The 22,394-nt window shown below is 64.0% G+C and carries 20 protein-coding genes; 9 read left to right on the top strand and 11 right to left on the bottom strand.

Annotated elements, in window-relative coordinates; translation table 11 throughout:
* Positions 1–67 precede the first annotated feature (67 nt).
* Both E5221_RS20470 and speB read right to left on the bottom strand, forming a co-directional pair.
* Positions 68–1,447, bottom strand: coding sequence for a sodium:solute symporter (locus tag E5221_RS20470; RefSeq protein WP_013973694.1), 1,380 nt, complete (start codon positions 1,445–1,447; stop codon positions 68–70).
* A 133-nt stretch (positions 1,448–1,580) separates the two neighbouring features.
* Positions 1,581–2,531, bottom strand: coding sequence for an agmatinase (gene speB / locus E5221_RS20465; RefSeq protein ID WP_013973693.1), 951 nt, complete (start codon positions 2,529–2,531; stop codon positions 1,581–1,583).
* Between the two features lie 225 nt (positions 2,532–2,756).
* Here speB and E5221_RS20460 point away from each other — a divergent pair, with 225 nt between their 5' ends.
* From E5221_RS20460 to E5221_RS20450, 3 genes are all read left to right on the top strand, one after another.
* Positions 2,757–3,650 carry a LysR family transcriptional regulator gene (locus E5221_RS20460; protein WP_013973692.1) on the top strand — a complete coding sequence of 298 codons (894 nt, stop codon included), beginning with the start codon at positions 2,757–2,759 and terminating at the stop codon, positions 3,648–3,650.
* Between the two features lie 139 nt (positions 3,651–3,789).
* Positions 3,790–5,355 (top strand): PAS domain-containing methyl-accepting chemotaxis protein, encoded by a 1,566-nt coding sequence (locus tag E5221_RS20455; RefSeq protein WP_247846325.1) that lies wholly within the window; start codon positions 3,790–3,792, stop codon positions 5,353–5,355.
* Positions 5,356–5,419: 64 nt separating this feature from the next.
* On the top strand, positions 5,420–6,019 hold the full coding sequence (locus E5221_RS20450; RefSeq protein WP_247846324.1) for a DTW domain-containing protein: 600 nt from the start codon (positions 5,420–5,422) through the stop codon (positions 6,017–6,019).
* Between the two features lie 128 nt (positions 6,020–6,147).
* Here E5221_RS20450 and E5221_RS20445 read toward each other — a convergent pair whose 3' ends face one another.
* The 3 genes from E5221_RS20445 to E5221_RS20435 all read right to left on the bottom strand — a co-directional run bounded on the left by E5221_RS20445 (position 6,148) and on the right by E5221_RS20435 (position 8,778).
* Positions 6,148–7,506, bottom strand: a complete 1,359-nt coding sequence (locus tag E5221_RS20445) for a TolC family outer membrane protein (RefSeq protein ID WP_003259075.1) — start codon at positions 7,504–7,506, stop codon at positions 6,148–6,150.
* A gap of 311 nt (positions 7,507–7,817) precedes the next feature.
* A complete protein-coding gene (locus E5221_RS20440; RefSeq protein ID WP_161551430.1) occupies positions 7,818–8,237 on the bottom strand; it encodes a YbaN family protein in 420 nt (139 codons plus the stop codon).
* Positions 8,191–8,778, bottom strand: a complete 588-nt coding sequence (locus E5221_RS20435; RefSeq protein ID WP_025340148.1) for a YecA family protein — start codon at positions 8,776–8,778, stop codon at positions 8,191–8,193. Before E5221_RS20435 ends, E5221_RS20440 begins: the two co-directional genes overlap by 47 nt.
* 246 nt (positions 8,779–9,024) lie before the next feature.
* On the opposite strand from E5221_RS20435, the gene recQ reads away from it, so the two are divergent.
* Together recQ and E5221_RS20425 are read left to right on the top strand one after the other, a co-directional pair.
* Entirely contained in the window at positions 9,025–11,172 is a 2,148-nt protein-coding gene (gene recQ, locus E5221_RS20430) for a DNA helicase RecQ (protein ID WP_039612594.1), read from the top strand.
* 150 nt (positions 11,173–11,322) lie between these two features.
* Positions 11,323–11,760: a MarR family transcriptional regulator gene (locus E5221_RS20425; protein ID WP_013973685.1), complete on the top strand. Its 438-nt coding sequence runs from the start codon at positions 11,323–11,325 to the stop codon at positions 11,758–11,760.
* Between the two features lie 129 nt (positions 11,761–11,889).
* Here E5221_RS20425 and E5221_RS20420 read toward each other — a convergent pair whose 3' ends face one another.
* The gene (locus tag E5221_RS20420; RefSeq protein ID WP_013973684.1) at positions 11,890–14,076 is read right to left on the bottom strand and encodes a patatin-like phospholipase family protein; all 2,187 of its coding nucleotides are present in this window, start codon (positions 14,074–14,076) and stop codon (positions 11,890–11,892) included.
* A gap of 67 nt (positions 14,077–14,143) precedes the next feature.
* Here E5221_RS20420 and E5221_RS20415 point away from each other — a divergent pair, with 67 nt between their 5' ends.
* Positions 14,144–14,425 carry a SelT/SelW/SelH family protein gene (locus E5221_RS20415; RefSeq protein ID WP_003259082.1) on the top strand — a complete coding sequence of 94 codons (282 nt, stop codon included), beginning with the start codon at positions 14,144–14,146 and terminating at the stop codon, positions 14,423–14,425.
* A 1-nt stretch (position 14,426) separates the two neighbouring features.
* Here E5221_RS20415 and E5221_RS20410 read toward each other — a convergent pair whose 3' ends face one another.
* Together E5221_RS20410 and E5221_RS20405 are read right to left on the bottom strand one after the other, a co-directional pair.
* A complete protein-coding gene (locus E5221_RS20410) occupies positions 14,427–15,317 on the bottom strand; it encodes a DMT family transporter (RefSeq protein ID WP_061551282.1) in 891 nt (296 codons plus the stop codon).
* Between the two features lie 178 nt (positions 15,318–15,495).
* A complete protein-coding gene (locus E5221_RS20405; RefSeq protein WP_039612597.1) occupies positions 15,496–16,269 on the bottom strand; it encodes an AraC family transcriptional regulator in 774 nt (257 codons plus the stop codon).
* Between the two features lie 131 nt (positions 16,270–16,400).
* On the opposite strand from E5221_RS20405, the gene E5221_RS20400 reads away from it, so the two are divergent.
* Complete coding sequence (locus E5221_RS20400; protein ID WP_039612598.1) at positions 16,401–17,213, top strand: UDP-2,3-diacylglucosamine diphosphatase; 813 nt, start codon at positions 16,401–16,403, stop codon at positions 17,211–17,213.
* Between the two features lie 40 nt (positions 17,214–17,253).
* On the opposite strand, the gene E5221_RS20395 is transcribed toward E5221_RS20400, so the two are convergent.
* Positions 17,254–17,565: a DUF962 domain-containing protein gene (locus E5221_RS20395; RefSeq protein ID WP_013973679.1), complete on the bottom strand. Its 312-nt coding sequence runs from the start codon at positions 17,563–17,565 to the stop codon at positions 17,254–17,256.
* 153 nt (positions 17,566–17,718) lie between these two features.
* Between E5221_RS20395 and E5221_RS20390 the strand changes: the two genes are divergently transcribed.
* Complete coding sequence (locus E5221_RS20390) at positions 17,719–18,780, top strand: AraC family transcriptional regulator (protein WP_023662138.1); 1,062 nt, start codon at positions 17,719–17,721, stop codon at positions 18,778–18,780.
* On the opposite strand, the gene E5221_RS20385 is transcribed toward E5221_RS20390, so the two are convergent.
* Positions 18,737–20,191 (bottom strand): TrkH family potassium uptake protein, encoded by a 1,455-nt coding sequence (locus E5221_RS20385; protein ID WP_013973677.1) that lies wholly within the window; start codon positions 20,189–20,191, stop codon positions 18,737–18,739. The two genes, E5221_RS20390 and E5221_RS20385, sit on opposite strands and share 44 nt — an antisense overlap.
* 102 nt (positions 20,192–20,293) lie before the next feature.
* On the opposite strand from E5221_RS20385, the gene E5221_RS20380 reads away from it, so the two are divergent.
* Positions 20,294–20,851, top strand: coding sequence for a nitroreductase family protein (locus E5221_RS20380; RefSeq protein WP_013973676.1), 558 nt, complete (start codon positions 20,294–20,296; stop codon positions 20,849–20,851).
* Positions 20,852–21,000: 149 nt separating this feature from the next.
* Here the strand turns inward: E5221_RS20380 and E5221_RS20375 are convergent, their stop codons facing one another.
* A complete protein-coding gene (locus E5221_RS20375; RefSeq protein WP_054573796.1) occupies positions 21,001–22,341 on the bottom strand; it encodes a HAMP domain-containing sensor histidine kinase in 1,341 nt (446 codons plus the stop codon).
* Between the last annotated feature and the right edge of the window lie 53 nt (positions 22,342–22,394).

The following is a 22,394-nucleotide window of genomic DNA, read 5'->3' as shown; positions in this document are numbered from 1 at the left end:
AGGCCTGTGATATTCCTGTAGGAGCGGGTTTACCCGCGAAAGGGCCAGTAAAGGCAGCCGGGACCTATCAGGCCAGCTTAACCGCCGCTACCGATTTACGCGACATCAGGCTGACCACCACAAAGCTGACCAGACCAACTGCCAGGCTGTAGTAGATCGGCGTATTGGCCTCCAGCCCATCCTTGAACATGAACAGCAGCGCGGTGGCAAAGCCCAGCGACATGCTGGCGATAGCCCCGGCGGTGGTAGCGCGCTTCCAGAAGATCGCCCCGATCAGCGGGATCAGCATACCGCCGACCAGCAGGTTGTAGGCCAGGGTCAGGGCGTTGATCACATCGTTCACCACCAGCGCAATGCCCAGCACCACCAGGCCGGTGAGCAGGGTGAACAGGCGGCTGACGCCCAGGCTCGACGCCTTGCCGCCACGCAGCTTGGGCAGCAGGTCTTCGGTCAGGGTGGTGGACGCAGCCAGCAGGCCGGCGCTGGCGGTGGACATCATGGCGGCCAGCGCCGCTGCCATCAGCAGGCCACGGATGCCATCGGGCAGCGTGGTCTTGATCATCTCGGCAAAGGCATTGTTCGGGTTGGCCAGGTCGGGCATCAGCACATGCGCAGCCATGCCGATCGCGGCGCAGGCCAGGCCGTACAGTATGCAGTACACACCGGCGGTGGTGCCGGCACGCTGGCAGACCTTCTCGTCACGGGCAGTGAACACCCGCTGCCAGATGTCCTGGCCGATGAGGATGCCGAAGAAGTAGATCAGGAAGTAGGTGATGATGGTGTCCCAGCCAATGGTGGTCAGCTGGAAGCTGGCCGCCGGCAGCTTGGCCACCAGGGTGTCCCAGCCACCGGCCTTGTACAGGCACACAGGCAGCAGGATGAACATCAGGCCGACGGTCTTGATCACGAACTGGACGATGTCGGTCAGCGTCAGCGACCACATGCCACCAATGGTCGAGTACAGCACTACCACACCACCGCCCAGCAGCAGCGAGGCCCAGAACGGCAGGTCGAGCAGCACCTGCAATACGGTGGCCATGGCCAGGGTCGAGGTGACGCCGATCATCAGTGCGTAGGCCAGCATGATCACGGCGCTGGCCTGGCGTGCGGCCGGGTTGTAGCGCTGTTCCAGCACCTGGGTCACGGTGAAGATGCGCAGGCGCAGCAAGGGTTTGGCCAGCAACAGGTTGAGGGCGATGATGCCCAGGCCCAGGGCTGCGCACAGCCAGAAGCCGGAGATGCCGTGGACGTAGCCCAGGCGCACGGTGCCGACGGTGGAAGCGCCACCGAGTACGGTGGTGGCCATGGTGCCCATGTACAGGACCGGGCCGAGGTTGCGCCCGGCCACCAGGTAGTCCTCATGGGTTTTCGCGCGCCGCATGCCGTACCAGCCAAGCCCGAGCATGCCGGCGGTATAGATCATTACAACAATGATGTCCAAGGCCATTGGGGGTCTCCCGATTATCTTTATTATGGCGAGATCGACCACGCGGGCGGGTTCACGGCGCCCGGCGGTCTTGTCGTGTTGTTGGCGGGCCTCTGTGGCCCTCCCTCATGGCTCCTGCCGGGGTATAGCGGTATTAACGACGCACTACGCCCGGTAGCACGCAGAGCATCTCGAACAGCAGGTTGGCACCGAGCAGCGAGGTGTTGCCGGTGGTGTCGTAAGGCGGGGAGACTTCGACGAGGTCACAGCCGATCAGGTCCAGGCCGTGGCAGCCGCGAATGATCTCCATCGCCTGGATGGTGGTCAAGCCGCCGATTTCCGGGGTGCCGGTACCGGGAGCCCAGGCCGGGTCGATGCCATCGATGTCGAACGACAGGTACACCGGGCCACCGCCGACCTTTTCGCGCACTTCGGCCATCAGCGGTTCCAGCGACTTGTGCCAGCACTCTTCGGCCTGGACTACACGGAAGCCCTGACGGCGGCTCCAGTTGAAGTCATCGGCGGTGTAGCCCTGGGCGCGCAGGCCGATCTGCACCACGCGCTCGCAATCGAGCAGGCCTTCTTCCACGGCACGGCGGAAGGTGGTGCCGTGGGCGATCTTCTCGCCGAACATGTGGTCGTTGACGTCGGCATGGGCATCGATGTGCACCAGGCCGATCTTGCCGTGCTTCTTGTGCAGCGCGCGCAGGATCGGCAGGGTGATGGTGTGGTCGCCACCCAGGGTCAGCGGGATGATGTTGTGCTCGAGGATCTCGTCATACGCTTCTTCGATGATGCGCACGGCGTCCAGCAGGTTGAAGGTGTTGATCGCCACGTCACCGATGTCGGCCACCGACAGCGAGTCGAACGGTGCAGCTCCCGTGGCCATGTTGTACGGGCGGATCATCACCGATTCGGCGCGGATCTGACGCGGGCCGAAACGGGTGCCGGAGCGCAGCGAAGTACCGATGTCCAGTGGCACGCCGATGAAGGCGGCGTCCAGGCCTTGGGCACTTTGCAGGTGGGGGAGACGGAGCATGGTGGCGATGCCGCCGAAACGCGGCATTTCGTTGCCGCCCAGTGGTTGGTGGAGGATCTTGTCCACGGTGGGCCTCATCAGTCGGTCGATTGTTCTGTTTGTTCGAACCTGTGCCGCCGCGCGCCTTCCAGGTGTGGTCTTGCCGGCGGGCAGGGACATTTCGGCCAAGTCTGCTGAAGGTAGTGCCGGGGAAAAATCGCTACCGGCAAATACTTAGTTCAGGAATTTCTGAACTAAAGGCGGCAGAGCGGTTAGACTGCGCGCTAATACCCCCTGCGGAACCGTTGCACCATGGCCTCGACCTTGCCCGACCTGAAACTGCTGCGCATCTTCGTCAGCGTGGTGCGCCACCAGGGCTTTGCCAATGCCCAGCGCGAGCTGAACCTGTCGACCTCGGCCATCAGCACCTACATGAGCCAGCTGGAAGGTGCCCTGGGGATCGTGCTGTGCCACCGTGGCCGTGGCGGCTTCAGCCTGACCAGCAAGGGTGAGCTGTTCCACCAGGAAACCCTGCGCCTGCTGGCCGAGCTGGACGGCTTCGAACAGTACGCCGCCGCCCTCAAGGGCGAGTTGCGTGGCACCCTCAACCTGGGGGTGATCGATTCCACGGTCGGTGACAGGGCCTTGCCGCTGGCCGAAGCCATCGGCGCCTACAGCCAGGAACACCCGGCGGTGCACCTGCATTTGTCGGTATCCAGCCCTTACGAGCTGCAACTGGGCGTGCAGGACAACCGTCTGGACCTGGCGATCGGGGCGTTCTCCTCGCGCATGAGCGGGCTGCTCTACCAGCCGCTGTACCGTGAGCAGCACTGGCTGTACTGCAGCAGCCGCCACCCGTTGTATGCCGAACGGCGCATCCCCGAGCAGGTGGTGACCCAGCAGCGCATGGTCGGGCGTGGCTACTGGAGCCAGGCCGAACTGGCCCGGCATGGCTTCAAGCACAGCGCGGCGACGGTGGAGAGCATGGAGGCGCAGTTGATCCTGATCCTGTCCGGGGCCTACATCGGCTACCTGCCCGAGCACTATGCCCAGGCCTGGGTCGACAAGGGCGACTTGCGCGTGCTGTCGCCGTCGACCTTCGGCTACCAGGCTCCGTTCTCGCTGATCATTCGCCGTGGGCGCAGCCGTGAGCCATTGATCCAGACCTTCCGCGACCTCCTCAAAAGCCAGCTCAACGTGGGCTGAAGCCCGGCATATGCTGTATTTCGTCGGCACCCATTAAATTGTTGGTGCTGTCGACCGACAACATAATGGCGTCCTGCTATATATCAAATTTGCGTGTGCTGCTGTCTAACTCCCTTTCATCCTGCAAGGATTGCCCAAGATGCGCATGAATTTGCCCGTCACTGAGCACGAAAGAACCTTTCCCAACGATCAACGCCTGATTTCCACCACTGACCTCAACAGCCGCATCACCTACTGCAACGACGCTTTCGTGGCGATCAGCGGGTTCACCTACGACGAGCTGGTCGGCCAACCCCACAACCTGGTGCGCCACCCGGACATGCCGCCGGCAGTGTTCGGCCACATGTGGGAAACCATCAAGCAAGGCAAACCGTGGATGGGGGTCGTCAAGAACCGGGCGAAGAACGGTGATTACTACTGGGTCAGCGCCTACGTCACGGCCATCTATGAGCAGGGCCGCATCAGTGGTTGCGAGTCGGTGCGCTCGGTGCCCACTCGCGAGCAGATCCGTCGCGCCGAGGCGTTGTATGCGCGCCTGCGGGCCGGCCGCACACCGGTGCCGTGGGCGGCCCGCCTGCTGCAGGGCCTGGGCCACGGTTGGCCATTGATAGGTGCGGGCCTGCTGTCGGCGGCGGGCTACCTGTGGCTACCGCCCTACGCGGCGCTCGGGGTGCTGATGGCCAGCCTGCTGCTGGCCTGGTATCTGGTCGAGCACCGGCAGAACCAGGCGGTCCGCCGCACGCTGGCCGAGCATCCCAAGGCCTTCACCAGCCCGCTGGTGGCACTGACCTACAGTGATAACCCAGGCCTGCAAGGCCAGCTGGATCTTGCCATCATCAGTGAAGAAGCACGCCTGCAAACGGCCTTGACCCGCCTGGTGGATGCCGGCGTCGGAGTGAAATCGCGGGCCGCGCAGTCGTCCGACCTGTCCGATGCCCAGGCACAAATGCTCGACCGCCAGCGCAACGAGACCGACCAGTCCGCCGCCGCCATCGCGCAGATGGCGGCGACCATCCAGCAGGTTACCCACAACGTGCAGAGCACGGCGCACGCAGCGGGCGATGCCGACCAGCTGGCGCAACAGGGCAGCGAGCTGGCGATGCAGAGCCTGCAAGCCATGGGCAGCATGAGCAATGCGGTCAACGACATCGGCCAGGCGGTCAATGCCCTGGCCGAGCAGACCCAGTCGATCGGCAGCGTGGTCGATGTGATTACCTCGATCGCCGAGCAGACCAACCTGCTGGCGCTCAACGCAGCCATCGAGGCGGCGCGTGCCGGCGAACAGGGGCGCGGGTTTGCCGTGGTGGCCGACGAGGTGCGTTCGCTGGCCCAGCGCACCCGTGCCTCGACCGAGGAGATCCACCAGATCATCGCCTCGTTGCGCGCCGGGGCAGCGCGCGCGGTCAGCACCGCCAGCCGCGGCGAGCAGATCTCGCGGGACAGCGTGCAAAGTGTCGAGGCGGTGCAAGCAGCGTTGAGCGGGATTGCCCAGGCGGTCAGCCGCATCACCGGCATGAGCCAGCAGATGGCGACGGCGTCGGAGCAGCAGAGCCATGTGGCCGAGGACATCAACCAGCAGATCGTGCGCATAGCCCACCTGTGCGACCAGAGTGCCGGGCAGGCCAGGCAGGGCGCGGAAATCAGCCAGGACCTTGAGCGCATGGCGGAATACCTGCATAGCCTGGCAGAGCGGTTCAACCGTTGAGATCGCCGGGCCCGCAAAGCGGGCCCCGGTTCTGTGGCAAACTGTTCCCGCCAAGGAGAACCCCATGCCCAGACCCCGCTGCGAGCGCTGCCAGCGCCCGCTCGACCATTGCCTCTGCTCACTGATCCCTGCGCTCGACAGCCGTACCCGCGTCATCCTGCTGCAGCACCCCAGTGAAACCGCCCATGCCCTGAATACCGCCCGCCTGGCCGCCCTTGGCCTGAACAACGCCGAGTTGCGGGTAGGCGAGGTATTCGATGACCTGAACGAATTGCTGGCGACCCCCGGTTACCGGCCGGCCCTGCTGTTCCCGGGCGACGACGCCCAAGAGTTGGTGGCCTATGGCGAGACGGAAGACAAACCCTTGCTGTTGATCGTACCCGACGGCACCTGGCGCAAGGCGCGCAAGCTGCTGTACCTGAACCCATTGCTGGAGGCGTTGCCGCGAGTGACGCTGGGGGCTGTCGCGCCTTCACGCTACCGCTTGCGCAAGGCGCCGGAGGCGGGGGCGTTGTCGACTATCGAGGCGGTGGTGGGAGCGCTGAATGCGTTGGAGCAGCCTGCCTGTTTCGATGCGCTGCTGGCACCGTTCGAGGCGTTGATCGAGGGACAAATCAGGGCCATGGGTTTGGAGACGTTCCAGCGTAACCATGGCAGTGAGTGAGGGTAGGGGGCTGCTTTGCAGCCCATTCGCAGCACAAGGCTGCTCCTACAGGAAAGCGCGCAACATCTGTAGGAGCAGCCTTGTGCTGCGAATGGGCCGCAAAGCGGCCCCGGCTATCTCGAACCCGATCAACGCATATCAGGCAAACGCGCCTCGGTGCGTACTTCGGTGGTAGCCAGCGCTTCCGGCGGCAGCGAAATACGTTGCTTGGTCAACAGCTCGCCCATGGTCGCAAGCACGCGGTAGCGCGAGAACTCCTCGGTATAACGCACCTCGGTGTAGCGACGGTCGGCGTTGTACAGCTCGTTTTCACTGTCCAGCACGTCAAGCAGGGTGCGCTGACCCAGGCCGAACTGGTCCTGGTAGGCAGCACGCACGCGCTTGGTGGTCTCGGCGTATTCACGCGCAGTCGGCAGCTGCTTGCTGGCGTTGTTCATGGCGTTCCACGCCAGGCTCAGGTTTTCGGTCAGCTCACGCAGGGCGTTGTTGCGGATGTCGAGGGCCTGGTTGATCTTGTGCGCGTCGGACTGCAGGCGAGCCTTGTCGCTGCCGCCGCGGAACAGGTTGTAGTTCATCTCCACGCCGGCTTGCCAGTCGTTGTTGTTGTGGCCTTTCTCGCCACCGGTGTTGTTGTTGGCACCGGTAGCCAGAATGGCGTCGAAGCGTGGGTAGAAGGTCGACTTGGCCACTTCGTATTGCTGCTCGGCAGCATTGACGTCAGCCTGGGCAGACTTGATGTACGGGTTGTTCTGACGCATGCCGTCGCGGGCTTCGTCCAGGGTGCCAGGCACTTCGCCCTTGATGGACTGCGGGCTTTCCAGCTCGTCCGGCATGCGGCCGACGACGCTGAAGAAGTTGGCCTCGGCATCGGCCAGGTCGACTTCGGCGGTGTCCAGGTTGTTTTCCGCCAGGGCGCGACGTGCGCGGGACTGGTCAAGGTCGGCGGTGCTACCGACGCCGCGCTCGTTGCGCAGGCCGATCTGGTCGTTGACGCGCAGGTGGGCTTGCAGGTTGTTCCTGGCCAGGGTCACCAGTTCACGGCGTTTGAGCACTTCCAGGTACACCTCGACTGCACGCAGGGCGACATCCTGGGCAACGGCCTGGGTGTAGTAGGCGCGGGAGGTGGAGACCGCTTCGGTGCGGCCCACTTCATTCGAGGTGTTGAAGCCGTCGAAGATCATCTGCCGCAGGCGCAGCTCGGACTGGGTGTAGTTGAGGGTTTCCTTGTTGTGGTTGCCCTCGGCACGCGTCGTGGTGTTGTCAGAACGCTGGCGGCCATAGCCGGCAACCAGATCCACGGAAGGGTAGTAGCCACCACGCGCAAACTTCACATCTTCATCGGCAGACAGCTTGCTGTTGCGGTTGGAGCTGACCTGCGGGTGGTAGTCCACGGCGCTCTGGACAGCCTCGGTGATCGACATCGCCTGTACGTTGGCACTCGCCAGGGCCAACAGTAATGCACTGGTGATGGGGTTCAAAACGCGCATGGTACATCTCCCTGATCCTGGAATTGATCCTGCTGATCGCCAAAAAAATGACGATAAAGTTATTTCATATAGTGTTGCAGGTTTTTAATAACACAGCTAAGTACATTCAACGCGATAGGCAAGAAGATTTATTCATATCAGATTGCCATAACCTAATTAAATTATCTAAAAGGCTCGCAGGTGAACCTTGGAAATGGCGGCGTAAAACTCCATTAAGGCCAATGAATACAGGGCTTTAACCGAGTTCCAGAATCATTTCGGATAAGGGAAGCACGAATTAGGCGAAAGTGATATTTGGCGACAGAATATTGTCACTTTGGCTTGTGCAGGGTTTTCTGGCTGAGGATATACAGGCTTACCAGGACGGCACTGGACAACATGAAGATGCGTGCCCAGAACAGGGGCACCAGATAGCACGACAGGCCGATGCTGGCCCACATCAGGCCGATGGCGTAGACCTTGCCCTTGAGGGGGATACCTTCACCACTTAGGTAGTCACGGATCCATGGCCCGAGCTTGGGGTGATGAACCAGCCAGTGGTGAAAGCGCGGCGAACTGCGGGCAAAGCAGGCAGCCGCCAATAGCAGGAACGGGGTGGTGGGCAATACCGGCAGGAATATCCCCAACACCCCCAACGCGACGCTGAGCCAGCCGGTGGCCAGCAGCAGGTAGCGCACAGGCGACTTAGTGGTGACGTGGCTTGAGCAGTGCCGGCTTTTCGTCAGGGGCATGCAGCAGCAGGAACAGCGCCGTCAGTGCTTCGGGGATCTGTACGATCATGTCGTCCTGCAGGTTGGCGTTGCTGGCGATGTCGGCGAACTCCGGCTGCTCGTCGAACAGGCCCGAGCCGACCATGATTGGCAGCAGCATCTCGCTGACTTCTTCCTCGGCGTTTTCGAACCAGGCCTCTTCACGCAGGAATACGCCTTCCATGAAGCCGATGCACCAGCCGCGCAGGTCGGAATCGTCTGGCTCGTCGGTCAGGTCGAGGTCGCATGGCAGCTCGAACTCGTCGTCGCTGGCCAGCTGGCGGGCGATGTGTGCCTTGAGCGCCACCAGGGTGGCCTCGATCTCGGTGCGCTGAGCGTCGCTGGCGTAGTGCGGCTCTTCGGCGAACAGGGCGTCGATCCATTCGCGCTCGGGCACTTCCTCGGCATTGATCGACAGGGCGGTGAGGTAGCCGTGGGCGGCGACATAGTCCAGCGCTTCTTCGTGCAGCTCGTCGGCGTCGAGGAAGGCTTGCAGGCGGGTCAGTTGCTCGGCGAAGGACATTACAGGGCTACCTTGGGGAATAAACGATAACGAATTCTAGCACCTTGCGACGGCAGCGGGGCAAAGGGAACGTCTATCGCCGTGGTGCCCTGCGCGGGGCGGCGCTGCGGTATACTCCGCGATTTTTCATCCAGGGGCAGGATTTGCCGGCCGCCTGGCAAAAACCGCTTACGCATTTGGCGTGTGCGGGGCGGGTTTTTCGTCCAGCCTGTATCCGGGATGGTACGGCGATTTGTGGAGTTGCACATGCTCGAACAGGCTCAGCGCGTTCTCAAGGACGTCTTTGGCTACGACAGTTTCCGCGGGCGCCAGGCAGCGATCATCGACTGCGTGGCCAATGGCGGCGATGCCCTGGTGCTGATGCCCACCGGCGGCGGCAAGTCGTTGTGTTTCCAGGTGCCGGGGCTGTTGCGTCCGGGCCTGACAGTGGTGGTCTCGCCACTGATCGCGCTGATGGACGACCAGGTCGCCACGCTCGACGAACTGGGTGTGCCGGCCGCCGCGCTGAACTCCACGCTGACCCCCGAGCAGCAGCGTGACCTGGCCGGGCGCCTGCGCCGTGGCGAAGTGAAGATGCTGTACCTGGCGCCGGAACGCCTGGTGCAGCCGCGCATGCTCGACTTCCTGCGTGATCTGGATATTTCGCTGTTCGCCATCGACGAGGCCCACTGCGTGTCGCAATGGGGCCACGATTTCCGCCCCGAATACCTGCAACTGGGCCAGTTGGCCGAGCTGTTCCCGCATGTGCCGCGCATAGCGCTGACCGCCACCGCCGACATGCGCACCCGTGAAGAGATCGTCCAGCGCCTGCACCTGCAAGGCGCCGAACGCTTCCTGTCGAGTTTCGACCGGCCCAACATCTTCTACCGCATCGTGCCCAAGGAGGCGCCGCGCAAGCAGCTGATGGCTTTCCTCGGCGAGCGCCGCGGCAACGCCGGTATCGTTTATTGCCTGTCACGCAAGAAGGTCGACGAAACCGCTGCCTTCCTCTGTGACCAGGGCTTCCCCGCGCTGCCCTATCACGCCGGCCTGGCTGCCGAGACGCGTGCGGCCAACCAGCACCGCTTCCTCAACGAGGAAGGGCTGATCATGGTCGCCACCATTGCCTTCGGCATGGGCATCGACAAGCCGAACGTGCGCTTTGTCGCCCACCTTGACCTGCCCAAGTCGCTCGAGGCGTACTACCAGGAGACCGGCCGTGCCGGCCGTGACGGGCTGCCGTCCGATGCCTGGATGGCCTACGGGCTGCAGGACATGGTCATGCTCAAGCAGATGCTGCAGAACTCCGAAGGTGACGAGCGCCACAAGCGCATCGAGCAGCACAAGCTCGATGCCATGCTGGCCCTGTGCGAAGAAACCCGCTGCCGCCGCCAGTCACTGCTGGCCTATTTCGACGAAACCCTCGAGCAACCGTGCGGGCACTGTGACAACTGTGTCGACCAGGTGCAGACCTGGGATGCCACCGAGCCTGCTCGTCAGGCGCTGTCGGCGGTGTTCCGCACCGGCCAGCGCTACGGCGTCGGGCACCTGGTCGACGTGCTGCTGGGCAAGGACACCGAAAAGGTGCGCAATTTCGGCCACGAAAAACTCTCGGTTTTTGGCGTCGGCAAGGGGCTGGCCGAGGTCGAGTGGCGTTCGCTGTTCCGTCAGCTGGTGGCGCGCGGCCTGGTCGATATCGACCTGGAAGGCTACGGTGGCCTGCGCCTCTCCGACAGCTGCCGGCCGCTGCTGCGGGGCGAGGTGACCTTGCAGCTGCGCCGTGACCTCAAGCCGCAGACCACCGCCAGGACGTCGTCGTCCAGTGGCGGCAGCCCGGCCAGCCAGCTGGTGCGTGCCGAAGAGCGCGAGCTGTGGGAAGCACTGCGTACCCTGCGGCGCAAGCTGGCCGAGGAGCACAGCGTGCCGCCCTATGTCATCTTCCCCGACTCGACGCTGCTGGAGATGCTGCGTAGCCAGCCGGTCAGCCTCAGCGACATGGCCCAGGTCAGCGGCGTGGGCGCGCGCAAGCTGGAGCGTTATGGCCAGGCCTTCCTCGAGGTGCTGAACAATAGCGGTGGCACCGACGAAGCACCGAAAGTGGTGCTCGACCTGCGCCACGAACTGGTCAGCCTGGCACGCGCTGGCATGACCCCGGCGCAGATCGCCGGCCAGCTCAACTGCAGCGAGAAGAACGTCTACAGCCTGCTGGCCGAGGCCCTGGGGCGCCAGGAACTGAGCCTGGAACAGGCCCTGGACCTCCCGGAAGACCTGTTGATGGAAGTGCAGGATGCCTTCCTCGATGGCGAGGGCGAGCTGCCACCGGTGTCTGCGATCGTGCCGCTGTTCGGGGGACGGGTACCGGAGGGCGTGCTGTACTGCGTGCGGGCTGCGCTGGCGGCCGAGTTCGAGCTGTAAGTGGTGACAGGATCGGAGGCAGAACTGCCATCTGCTGACCTTTGTCATGTTTTTTGACGATTATCGAACATTCCAGAGTGCCCGAGCCTTGCCTCGTGGGACGGGCCATGGTTAGCTGCCTAATAATTAGATCTATTCAATGAGTTGCTTATGCCCCTGACCGACAACCAACACCGCTTCGGCATGCAGCTGGCCCAGATGTCCCGGGGTTGGCGTGCCGAGCTGGACCGCCGCCTGGCCGGGCTCAACCTTTCACAGGCGCGCTGGCTGGTGTTGCTGCACCTGGCCCGTTTCGAAGAGGCCCCGACCCAGCGTGAGCTGGCCCAGAGCGTGGGCGTCGAAGGCCCGACCCTGGCACGCCTGCTCGATAGCCTGGAAGCGCAGGGGCTGGTACGCCGGCAGGCGGTGCTGGAGGACCGGCGGGCGAAGAAGATAGTGCTGTGCCCGCCGGCCAAGCCGCTGATCGACCAGATCGAGACCATTGCCAATCAACTACGGGTAGAGCTGTTCACCGGGGTGGATGAGGCGGAGCTGCAGGTGTGCATGCGGGTGCATGCCAAGATTCTGGCCAACCTGGAGAAATCCTGATCAACCTGCACCCGCGATCGTTGTAGGAGCAGCCTTGTGCTGCGAAGAGGTCATTCCAGGCACAGAACATCTTCTGTCAAACCTGCCTCTTCGCAGCACAAGGCTGCTCCTACAGGTTCAGTGCAGGCCCTAGAAGGTATGCCCAAGGTTCAGGTACACCGCCTGCTCATGCGCACTGTTGGCACCATAAGTGAAGTTCAAGGGCCCCAGCGGCGTCTCCAGCCCCAGGAAGATGCTCGCCGCATTGATGTACCCACTGTCGAACTCGTTGTCGTTGTTCCACGCCCGCCCTCGCTCCAGCGACCCGCCGATGTACAGCGGGAAGTCCAGCGGTACGTAGGCCCGTGGCGTCAGGCGGCGGTAGTAGACCATGCGCATCAGGCTCACGTTCTGCCCTGACACCGAGTCCTGGCGAAAGCCTGACAGCTCCCGCGCGCCACCCAGCACGAAGCTCGACGTCACCACCTCGGTATCATCCAGCGTGCGCCCGTAGCGCCCGCCCAGCACGAAGGTGTTCGGCCCGCTGCTGATGGCCTTGTCCAGGTTGAACATCCACTGCCGGTAATCCTGGTCGGAATCCAGCGACTGGTCGTACTTGCGCAAGGTCAGGCCGATATCCTCGCCACTGTGCGGGAAGTACACGTTGTCCAGGGTGTCGAACGAGTACTTCAGCTCGTAGAAACCTTCGTTGAAACTGACCTTGGGCAGGTCCTGGTCGCCGATGCGCACCTCGGCCTCGCCCCAGGCCTTGCCCACGCCCAGGCGCACTTCACCGTTGGTACCGATCTGCCGCCCCACGTTAAGGCCAAAACCGTAACGCTCCAGGCGGTACTCGGCCACCGGGTCGTTGTCCAGGGTGGCTTCGATGTTCTGCGAGCTGAAGTCCAGGTACGGTGCGATGAAATAGCGCGAGCCCACGTCCAGCGGCTGGTAGAACTCGCTGTACAACTCCTGCTGGTCGCCGATCTGGCCACGGGTCAGCCATTCGGCGCCGAGGCTGTTGATGCCGTTTACCCGGTAGCTGGCGCCCAGATTGAAGGCGCTGTCGCCGCGCAGGTCGTCCGACAGGTTCAGGCCCAGGCGCAGGTAGTCGGTGCCACCGCGTCGGCCGCGGGCGTTGATCACCAGGGTGTTGTCGTCGCCCTTGTGCACCACGCGGTACTGCACCCGGTCGAAGTAGTCCAGGCCGTACAGCGTGCCCATGTCGGTCTGCAGGCGACCTAGCTCCAGCGGTGCACCGATCGGCTGGCGGATGTACGAGCGGATGACCTCGTCGCTGACCTTGGAGTCGTTTTCGATCCTGATCGCGGTGATCGTCGGCGTGCGTTGGCGTGGCGAGCGGGCCACGGCCAGGCTGCTGTCACCTTCGGGCTGGCGCAGGGCGACAAGGCGCGGGTCGAGCAGGCGGGTGGCGCGGTAGCCGGCCTCGATCATTTCCCGGGCGCGGCCAAAATCGGTGACGCCGAAGGCGGTCAGCGGTGGCTGGATGAGGATGTCGTCGCGGTGCAGGCTGGCCAGTTGTTCTTCCGAGTTGCGCCGGGTCATCAGGGTGATCGACTGGTTGAGCACGTCGACTACCGTGGCCAGCTGCTTGCGGTCACGCAGCGGCGTACCGATGTCGACCACGATGGCCAGGTCCACACCCATTTCGCGGGCGACGTCCACCGGGATGTTGTCGACCATGCCGCCGTCCACCAGCAGCCGGCCGTCCAGCTCGACCGGGGCAAACACCGCCGGGATCGACATGCTGGCGCGGATCACCTGGGGCAGGTGACCACGGCGGAACACCACCTTTTCGCCACTGGCAATGTCGGTGGCCACGGCGCGGAAGGGGATTGGCAGCTTGTCGAAGTCACGGGTGTCGGCGGTGTGCGCCAGCTTGCTTTCCAGCAGCAGCGCCAGGTTCTGGCCCTGAATCACCCCCAGCGGCAGGCCCAGGCTGCCGTCGTCGCGAAAGCTGAGCTTCTGTTTGACCAGAAAGTCGCGGTCATCCTGCTTGCGCCGGAACGGCACGTCCTTGCGCGGCGGGGCATCGGACAGCGCCTGTTGCCAGTCGAGGGTGGTGGCAAGCTTTTCCAGCTCTTCGACGCTGTAGCCAGAGGCATACAGGCCGCCTATCACCGCCCCCATGCTGGTGCCTGCGATAGCGTCGATGCGTACCCCCTGTTCCTCCAGGGCCTTGAGCACACCGATATGGGCCAGGCCGCGGGCCGCGCCCCCCGACAGCACCAGGCCAACCTTGGGCCTGGCCGGTTCGGCGGCGAATGCTGTGAAGGAGGAGAGGGTGAGCAGGAAACAGAACAGCAAACGGCGCATCGTGAGTCTCAAACCGTGGGCTAAAGACCGCTAGTATAAGCGGCCCCTCATCTGGAGATGCCTCACCATGGCCGATAGCAAACCGGAAATTGTCATCACGTATTGCACCCAGTGCCAATGGCTGCTGAGGGCCGCCTGGCTGGCCCAGGAACTGCTCAGCACCTTTGCCGACGACCTCGGCCGAGTGGCCCTGGAGCCTGGCACCGGCGGTATCTTCCGCATTACCTGCAATGGCGTGCAGATCTGGGAGCGCAAAGCCGACGGTGGCTTCCCCGAAGCCAAGGTGCTGAAGCAGCGGGTGCGCGACCAGATCGACCCGCAGCGTGACCTGGGTCACAACGACCGCTGAGTCAGGCGCTTTCGGCCAGTGGCCGCTGCCTGGGCGGTTGTTCGGCGGCCAGGCGGCTCGAAAGCACGATGGCGAAGATGATCAGTGCACCGCCCAGCAACATGCGCAGGGTGGGGGTTTCGGCGAACACCATCCAGGCCACGGCGATGCCGTAGACCGGTTCCATGCCGAACACCACGGCGGCGGTACGCGCCTTGATCACCGACAGGCTGGCGACGAACAGGCTGTGCGCCACGCCGGTGCAGAAGATGCCGAGCAGGGCGATCCACAGCCAGTCCATGGTGGCTACGCCGGCCAGGTCCGGTGCCGCGAACGGCAGCAGGCACAGGCCCACCACCAGGTTCTGCCACAGCGCCGCCTGCACTGCAGGCAGGCGGCCGGAGCCGGCGCGGTTGGTGAGTGACAGCAGGGAGAACAGCAGCCCCGACAGCAATGACCAGAGCAGGCCACCGGTGGCTTCACTCGCCAGGTCGAATGCCGGCGTGACCAGTACCAGGCCGATGCTGACCAGCAGTACCAGCAAAGCCTCATTGCGGCGGATGCGTTCGCGGAACAGCAGGCCCTCGAGGATCACGGTAAAGGCCGGGAAGCTGGCGAAACCGAGGGTGGCGATGGCCACGCCGGCAACCTTTACCGCGATGAAGAAGCTGACCCAGTGGCCGGCCAGCAGCACGCCACCGAGCAGCAGGCGGCGAGTGTCCTGGCCGCTCAGGCGTTGCCAGCCCGGGCCGGCCAGGCTGGCGAACAGGGCCAGGGCGAGCACGGCGAAGGCGGCGCGGCCGAAGACGATGATCGCCGGGCTGGCGCTGGCGGCCAGTTTGCCGAAGACGCCGGTGAGGCCGAAGAACAGCGCGCCGATGTGCAGGGCGCCGAGGGCGGTGCGGTGGTTCATGGGTGGTCCTTGCTCAAGATCTCTACTGGCTGTGCCGGCCTCTTCGCGGGTAAACCCGCTCCCATAGCTACTGCACCGCTTTCGAAGCCTTTGCAGTACCTGTGGGAGCGGGTTTACCCGCGAAAGGGCCGGCACAGACCAAGTGTATAGGCTCAGGAGAATGCATTCTGTCGCAAGGCTAGTGTGGTTTGTCGCCAGACTCTCGCCGCAAAGCCAACGGCGTACACCCGAACGCCCGCAACATCGCCGCCGAAAACGCACTTTGCGAGCTGTACCCCACCTGCGCCGCAATCTCCCCCATCGGTAGCAAGGTCTGCATCACCAGCCGTCGCGCCTTGAGCAAGCGCCGCTGGCGAATGTAGTCCATCGGCGTCATCCCGCATTCCGCAGTAAAGCGCGCATGCAGGCGGGCACTGGACAACCCGGCGATGCGCGCCAGGTCAGCCACTTGCAGCGGGTAGGCGGCATGCCGCTCGATATGTGCATCGAAGGCGGCATAGGGCAGACGCTGGCTGGCTGTGACGCTGGCGGCCGCCGTGGGGTTGAGGCTGGCCAGCAGCAGCGCTGCCCCTTGCCGGGCAATCAGCGGGTCGTGCATGGGGCTGGCCGCCAGCCAGTCCACCAACTGTTGCTGGCGCTCATCCAGGCCCAGGGCGGCGGGGCGGTCGAGCAGGCGGCGGCTGGCATCTGCATGTTCGCCCAGTTGCTCGCGCAACCAATGGTCCCCTGGTACATCCAGCACCAGGCAATCGCTGCCGCCATCGCTGGCGCAGGTGTGATGGGCGCCCGCCGGTACCACGATCAACCCCTGTCGATCGATCCCGGCGCCATGCCCCTGCACCTCGAAGTCCAGACGACCGCGCAGGCCGAACACCAGTTGCGGGTGTTCGTGGCTGTGGGCGATCAGGCTGTCGCGGTAATGGCGCAGCGAGAGGATCGGGCCGGCGGTCATGGGGAGAGTCGTCCTCGCAGGGCAGAACCGCATTGTGCCTCAATCCCCGCAGTCCATCACTCGTAACGGTTTTGCCACCGATCTGTCATCCGCGCCTGCCAGTCTCCAGCAAACTGCGCCGGAGCCTGCCCATGACCCATGCCGAACTGTCACGTCCCTCGCGCAAGCAACGCGTGCGTACTCTGTGGATTTCCGATGTGCATCTGGGCACCCGCGACTGCCAGGCCGAACACCTGTCGCAGTTCCTCAAGGGCTACCAGGCCGACCGTATCTACCTGGTGGGCGATATCATCGACGGCTGGAAGCTGCGCGGTGGTATCTACTGGCCTCAAGCCCACACAAACGTGATTCGCCGCCTGCTGACCATGAGCAAGCGTGGCACCGAAGTGATCTACGTCACCGGCAACCATGACGAATTCCTGCGCCGTTACTCCAGGCTGATCCTCGGCAACATCCAGCTGGTGGACGAGGCCGAGCACCTGACCGCCGATGGCCGCCGCCTGCTGGTGATCCATGGCGACCAGTTCGACGTGATTACCCGTTACCACCGCTGGCTGGCGTTCCTCGGTGACCGTGCCTACGAGTTCACCCTGGTGCTCAACCGCTGGCTCAACCACTGGCGTGCCCGCTATGGATACGGCTATTGGTCACTGTCGGCGTACCTGAAGCACAAGGTCAAAGGTGCGGTGAACTTCATCAGCGACTTCGAAGATGCCATTGCCCACGAGTGCACCCGCCGCGGTTTTCATGGGGTGGTGTGTGGGCATATCCACCATGCCGAGATTCGCCAGGTGGGGGAGGTGGAGTACCTCAATTGCGGGGATTGGGTGGAGTCGTGCACGGCGTTGATCGAGCATTGGGATGGCACGATCGAGCTTTATCGGCTGGCGGAAGCACAGGCGCGAGAGGTGAAGGCAGCAGCGGCGGTGCGCGAACCGGCTTAGGGCTTGATAGCCCAGGGGCTGCAAAGCAGCCCCAAAAGATCTACAGGCTGATCTTGCCCAGCAGGATATCCCTGAACATCACGAAATCCCCGATCAGGCTGTACAGCGGATGGGTAAAGGTCGCAGGTCGGTTCCTTTCGAAAAAGAAATGCCCGACCCAGGCAAAGCCGTAGCCGAACACCGGCAAGGCCAGCAGCAGCAACCATTTGCCACTGCCGATGGTGTAGGCCAGCAGGGCAATCACCAGGCTGGTGCCGACGAAGTGCAGGCGGCGGCAGGTGGGGTTGCTGTGTTCCCCCAGGTAGTAAGGATAGAACTCGGCAAAACTGCGAAACTGCGCTGTGCGGTTCATGGCTGTGCTCCGGGATTAACACTTCTGGACAAGATGCACGGCGTGGAGCCTGATTCGAGTCTAGAGTGACTGGCGAAGCCTATCAGTGACAATAGGCGCCAATTGAATATCCTTGGGGTTCACCGCAGGAGCGGTCAGCATAAGAAGCCTGTCATGAGCGAAAGAACCACGTCAGCCAGCTGGGCATCAGGGATCGTGAAGGCACTCGAACTGGAAGGGCTGGACTGCCGGGCCATGTTCAAGCAGCTGGGGCTGGATTTCGCTGCCCTCGACGACCCCGACGCGCGCTTCCCCCAGGACTCCATGACCCGGCTGTGGCAACTGGCGGTGGAGCTGTCGGGCAACGAGGCCATAGGCCTTAACATGGCGCGGGTGGTGCGCCCGGCATCGTTCCATGTGGTGGGTTATGCGTTGATGTCCAGCCGCACCCTGGCCGAAGGCTTCGAGCGCCTGGTGCGTTACCAGCGCATCATTGCCGAAAGCTCCGACCTCAGCTTCGTCCTCGGCCCCGAGGGCTATTCGCTGATCCTGACCGTACACGGCGACCACTTGCCACCGACCCGGCACAGCGCCGAAGCATCGCTGGCCTGTGCGCTGGCGCTGTGCAGCTGGCTGAGCGGTCGCCCGGTGCAACCGCGCCGGGTGCTGGTGCAAGGGCCGCAGCCAAAGAATATCGAACCCTACAAGGTGGCGTTCCATTCGCCGCTGGTGTTCGGTGCGCCGCACGATGCGTTGGTGTTCGAGCGCGCCGACATGGAGGCACCGCTGCCCACCGCCAATGAAGCCATGGCGATACTGCATGACCGTTTTGCCGGCGAATACCTGGCGCGTTTCTCGGAAAGCCGGGTCACCCACCGGGTGCGCCAGGTACTGTGCCGCATCCTGCCGCAGGGCGAGCCCAAGCGCGAAACCCTGGCCCAGGCCCTGCACCTGTCGCAGCGCACCTTGCAGCGGCGGCTGCAGGAGGAGGGCACCAGCTTCCAGACCCTGCTTGACGACACCCGCCGCGAACTGGCCGAACAGTACCTGGCGCAGCCGGGCATGACCCTGCTGGAAACCGCTTACCTGCTGGGTTTTGCCGACCCCAGCAATTTCTACCGTGCGTTTCGCCGCTGGTTCCATGTCACGCCCAGCGAGTACCGCGCCCGCCTGGGCGCCGAGCCCGAGGTGGTCAGTGGCGCCAGAACGCCGGCATGCACAACACTAGCACGGTGATGATTTCCAATCGGCCGAGCAACATGCCGCTGGCGAGAATCCACTTGGCAGCATCCGGCAGCGTGGCGTAGTTGCCCGATGGGCCGATCACTTCACCCAGGCCCGGCCCCACACCCGAAACCGTACCCGCAGCGCCGGTCAGGGCGGTCATCCAGTCCACGCCAAGCAAAGACAGCAGCAGCGCCATGACGCAGATGGTGATGGCGAAGAAGAACGAGAAGGTCAGGATCGAACGCACGATTTCTTCGTCAAGGCGGTGGCCGTTGTACTTCTGCTTGATCACCGCGCGTGGGTGGATCAGCTGATTGAGGCTGGCCTTGAGCAGGATGTAGGCGACCTGGAAGCGGAAGATCTTGATACCACCCGCCGTCGAGCCGGAGCAGCCGCCGACGAAGCCCAGGTAGAAGAACAGCATCAGCGAGAAGTTGCCCCACAGGCTGTAGTCACCCAGGGCGAAGCCGGTGGTGGTGACCACCGAGGTCACGTTCAGCGCCACGTGGCGCAGCGCGTCGAGCCAGTGCAGGTTGGTGGTGGCCCAGTACCAGGTGCCGAGCACCAGCCAGGTAACCACCAGCATGCCCAGCAAACCCTGCACCTGCTGGTCGCGGATCAGTGCCTTGCGGTTGCCGCGCAGGGTCGCCACGTAAAGGGTGAAGGGCAGGCTGCCGAGGATCATTACCACCACCGCGACCCAGTGCACGGCCGGGATATCCCACTTGGCCAGCGACTGGTCGGAGGTGGAAAACCCGCCAGTGGAAATCGCCGACATGGCGTGGTTGATCGCATCGAACGGGCTCATGCCGGCCCACCAGAAGCCAAGTGCGCCCAGGATCGAGAAGCCGACGTATACCCCCACGATCGACTTGGCGACCATGTGCGAGCGCGGCATGACCTTCTCCGAGCGGTCGGACGATTCGGTCTGGAACAGGCGCATGCCACCGATGCGCAGCAGCGGCAGGATCGCTACCGCCATGCCGATGAAGCCGATGCCGCCGAGCCAGTGCAGCATCGACCGCCACATCAGGATGCCCGGTGACATGTTGTCCAGCCCGCTGAGCACCGTGGCGCCGGTGGCGGTGATGCCCGACATGCTTTCGAAGAAGGCGTCGGTGTAGCTGATGTGCTGGGTCAGCAGGAAAGGCAGGGCGGCGAACACGCACACCACCAGCCAGCTGCTGACGGTCAGCAGGTACATGTCGCGCGGGCGCAGGTGCACATGCTCGGGGCGACCCTGAAGCACCAGGGCCAGGCCGGCAATGAAGGTGATCAGGCTCGACCAGAGGAACGACGGCATGTCACGGGTGCGTTCGAAGATCACCAGGGTCGCCATGGGCACGGCCATGCTGACGGCGAGGGTAATCAGGAAGATGCCGATGATGAAACCAATGATCCTTAAGGTCGGCAACGCCATGTGATCTGCTCTGACTCGAAACGGAAGGGCGCCATTCTACCTATGGGTCTGGTGATGTAAACGCTAGAATGGCCGCACATTTACCTGCCAGGAGGGTAGCCGATGGAGGCTCTCGACGCATTGCTCAACCGTGTTTCCGTGCCACGCCTGACCGACCCGGCGCCCAATGCCGCCCAGCGCGAGGCGCTGTTCCAGGCCGCCCTGCGCGCCCCGGACCACGGCCAGCTGCGGCCGTGGCGCTTTCTCACCATCGAAGGCCAGGGCCGCGAGAAGCTGGGTGAGCTGTTCGCCGAAGCGCTGCAGCACAAGGGGGATGCCACCCAGGCAGCTCTGGACAAGGCCCGCGCCATGCCCCTGCGGGCGCCGTTGCTGATCGTGGTGATTGCCAAGCTGCAGGACCACTTCAAGGTGCCCAAGTCCGAGCAGCGGCTGGCGGCGGGCTGTGCCGCGCACGGCATCCTGATTGCGGCGCATGCGCAAGGTATCGGTGCGGTATGGCGCACCGGGGACATGGCTTTCGATGCCCATGTGCACAAGGGCCTGGGGCTGGCCGCGAACGAGGAGCTGATCGGTTACCTGTATGTGGGTACGCCGCTGACCGAGCCGCGCACCGCGCCGATTCTGGAAACCGCTGATTTCGTCAGTGCCTGGGGCGAGTAACGCAGCCTTGGGCTGATTGCAGTATCAAGGCATCCGGCCCTTTCGCGGGTAAACCCGCTCCCACAGGGTGTGGCGCAAGTTTCAGGCCTTGCGCGGTTACCTGTGGGAGCGGGTTTACCCGCGAAGAGGCCGGATGCATTTACATCAAATCAACTGCCTGTCGCTTCAGTCACAGGCAACTCCAGCCGCGCCACGAAGCCCCCCTGTGGATGGTTCTCCAGTACCAGGCTGCCACCGTGTCGCTCCGCCGCCTTGCGTGCAATCGCCAGCCCCAGCCCATGTCCCGGCGCATCCTGCCCCGGTGCACGGAAGAACGGTTCCCCCAACTGCGCAAGGTGCTCCGCCGCCGCCCCCGGCCCATGGTCACGCACGCTGATCAGGATACGGTCCTGCTCGCGCGCGGCGCTGACTTCGATCGGCTGGCCCTGCGGGTTGAAGCGCAGGGCATTGCGCAGCAGGTTGTCCACGGCACGCTCGATCAGCGTTGGCCAACCTTGCAAGGTCAACCCCGGCTGAGCCTCCAGGCGCACATCCTGCTCCGGTGCGCTGAGCTGGGCATCCTTGCGCACGCTGCCGAGCAGGGCGTTAAGGTCCACCGGCTCGGCATGGGCCTGTTCGGCATCGACCCGTGCCAGGGCGAGAATTTCGCTTATCAGGTCTTCCAGGCGGTCGCATTCGCGGGTCAGGCGTGGCCACAGCGCCTCACGCTGCTCAGGCTCGGCGCGCTCGGCCAAGGCCAGGGCAATACGCAGCCTGGCCAGCGGTGAACGCAATTCATGGGACACATCGCGCAGCAACTGGCGCTGGCTGCCGATGGTGCTTTGCAGGCGCGCGCCCATCTTGTTGAAGTCCTTGGCCAGTACGCCGAATTCGTCACGCCGCGCCGCCAGCTGCGCCAGGCTGTTCTGCTGGTAGGTGGTCTGGCCCAGGTCATGCACGGCGCTGCGCAGACGGCTGAGCGGGCGGGTGATGGACAGGGTCACCAGCAGGCTGAACAGGGTCAGCACCACCAGGGCAATGCCCAGCGCACTGAGCGGCCACAGCAGGCTTTCGCGGTGCCAGGCATCCAGCGCCGGGTGGGGGATGCGGTAGATCAGCAGGTACGTCTGGCCGGTGTCGGGGCTGGTGTATTCCTCGGTCAGCCGGCGCCACGGCAGGCGCCGCTGGTCATTGTGCTGGCGCGCCTCGAAGGCCGCCGCACGGCGCGGGAAGGTGCCGGGCACCACGGCTTCGCCACTGTCGTCGAGCACCTGCACGTCGATCTTGTAGCGGTCCTTGCGCCGTTCCAGGAAGTGCTGTGCCGAAGCCAGGCCTTCCTGTTCGTAATGCTTGGCCCACTTGCTGGCCAGGGTATTCAGGCCCGGGTGGCGGCTGAGGATCCAGGCGTCCTGGTTGAGCATATGGCCCAGCAGGATCGACAGGCCCGCAACCAGGGTGATGGCCAGCCAGAAGCTGGCCAGGATGCGCCAGAACAGTGAACGCAAGTGCACCTCCTGCTAACAAGAAAAGCCCGGCTCGCACTGAGGCGGGCCGGGCATCGGGC

Origin of the sequence: Pseudomonas sp. A2 (assembly GCF_023100865.1) — a bacterium.
Lineage (GTDB): Bacteria > Pseudomonadota > Gammaproteobacteria > Pseudomonadales > Pseudomonadaceae > Aquipseudomonas > Aquipseudomonas asiatica.
This window is presented reverse-complemented; position numbering and strand designations above follow the sequence as displayed.

What these genes read in the sequence shown, in the direction of transcription:
- E5221_RS20380 (WP_013973676.1), top strand. Translation starts at nt 20,294, where the DNA reads ATGGAGGCTCTCGACGCATTGCTCAACCGTGTTTCCGTGCCACGCCTG.
- E5221_RS20405 (WP_039612597.1), bottom strand. Translation starts at nt 16,269, where the DNA reads ATGACCGCCGGCCCGATCCTCTCGCTGCGCCATTACCGCGACAGCCTG.
- E5221_RS20445 (WP_003259075.1), bottom strand. Translation starts at nt 7,506, where the DNA reads ATGCGCGTTTTGAACCCCATCACCAGTGCATTACTGTTGGCCCTGGCG.
- E5221_RS20415 (WP_003259082.1), top strand. Translation starts at nt 14,144, where the DNA reads ATGGCCGATAGCAAACCGGAAATTGTCATCACGTATTGCACCCAGTGC.
- E5221_RS20420 (WP_013973684.1), bottom strand. Translation starts at nt 14,076, where the DNA reads ATGCGCCGTTTGCTGTTCTGTTTCCTGCTCACCCTCTCCTCCTTCACA.
- E5221_RS20425 (WP_013973685.1), top strand. Translation starts at nt 11,323, where the DNA reads ATGCCCCTGACCGACAACCAACACCGCTTCGGCATGCAGCTGGCCCAG.
- E5221_RS20400 (WP_039612598.1), top strand. Translation starts at nt 16,401, where the DNA reads ATGACCCATGCCGAACTGTCACGTCCCTCGCGCAAGCAACGCGTGCGT.
- E5221_RS20440 (WP_161551430.1), bottom strand. Translation starts at nt 8,237, where the DNA reads ATGCCCCTGACGAAAAGCCGGCACTGCTCAAGCCACGTCACCACTAAG.
- E5221_RS20470 (WP_013973694.1), bottom strand. Translation starts at nt 1,447, where the DNA reads ATGGCCTTGGACATCATTGTTGTAATGATCTATACCGCCGGCATGCTC.
- E5221_RS20385 (WP_013973677.1), bottom strand. Translation starts at nt 20,191, where the DNA reads ATGGCGTTGCCGACCTTAAGGATCATTGGTTTCATCATCGGCATCTTC.
- E5221_RS20435 (WP_025340148.1), bottom strand. Translation starts at nt 8,778, where the DNA reads ATGTCCTTCGCCGAGCAACTGACCCGCCTGCAAGCCTTCCTCGACGCC.
- E5221_RS20410 (WP_061551282.1), bottom strand. Translation starts at nt 15,317, where the DNA reads ATGAACCACCGCACCGCCCTCGGCGCCCTGCACATCGGCGCGCTGTTC.
- E5221_RS20450 (WP_247846324.1), top strand. Translation starts at nt 5,420, where the DNA reads ATGCCCAGACCCCGCTGCGAGCGCTGCCAGCGCCCGCTCGACCATTGC.
- E5221_RS20390 (WP_023662138.1), top strand. Translation starts at nt 17,719, where the DNA reads ATGAGCGAAAGAACCACGTCAGCCAGCTGGGCATCAGGGATCGTGAAG.
- E5221_RS20455 (WP_247846325.1), top strand. Translation starts at nt 3,790, where the DNA reads ATGCGCATGAATTTGCCCGTCACTGAGCACGAAAGAACCTTTCCCAAC.
- recQ (WP_039612594.1), top strand. Translation starts at nt 9,025, where the DNA reads ATGCTCGAACAGGCTCAGCGCGTTCTCAAGGACGTCTTTGGCTACGAC.
- E5221_RS20460 (WP_013973692.1), top strand. Translation starts at nt 2,757, where the DNA reads ATGGCCTCGACCTTGCCCGACCTGAAACTGCTGCGCATCTTCGTCAGC.
- E5221_RS20395 (WP_013973679.1), bottom strand. Translation starts at nt 17,565, where the DNA reads ATGAACCGCACAGCGCAGTTTCGCAGTTTTGCCGAGTTCTATCCTTAC.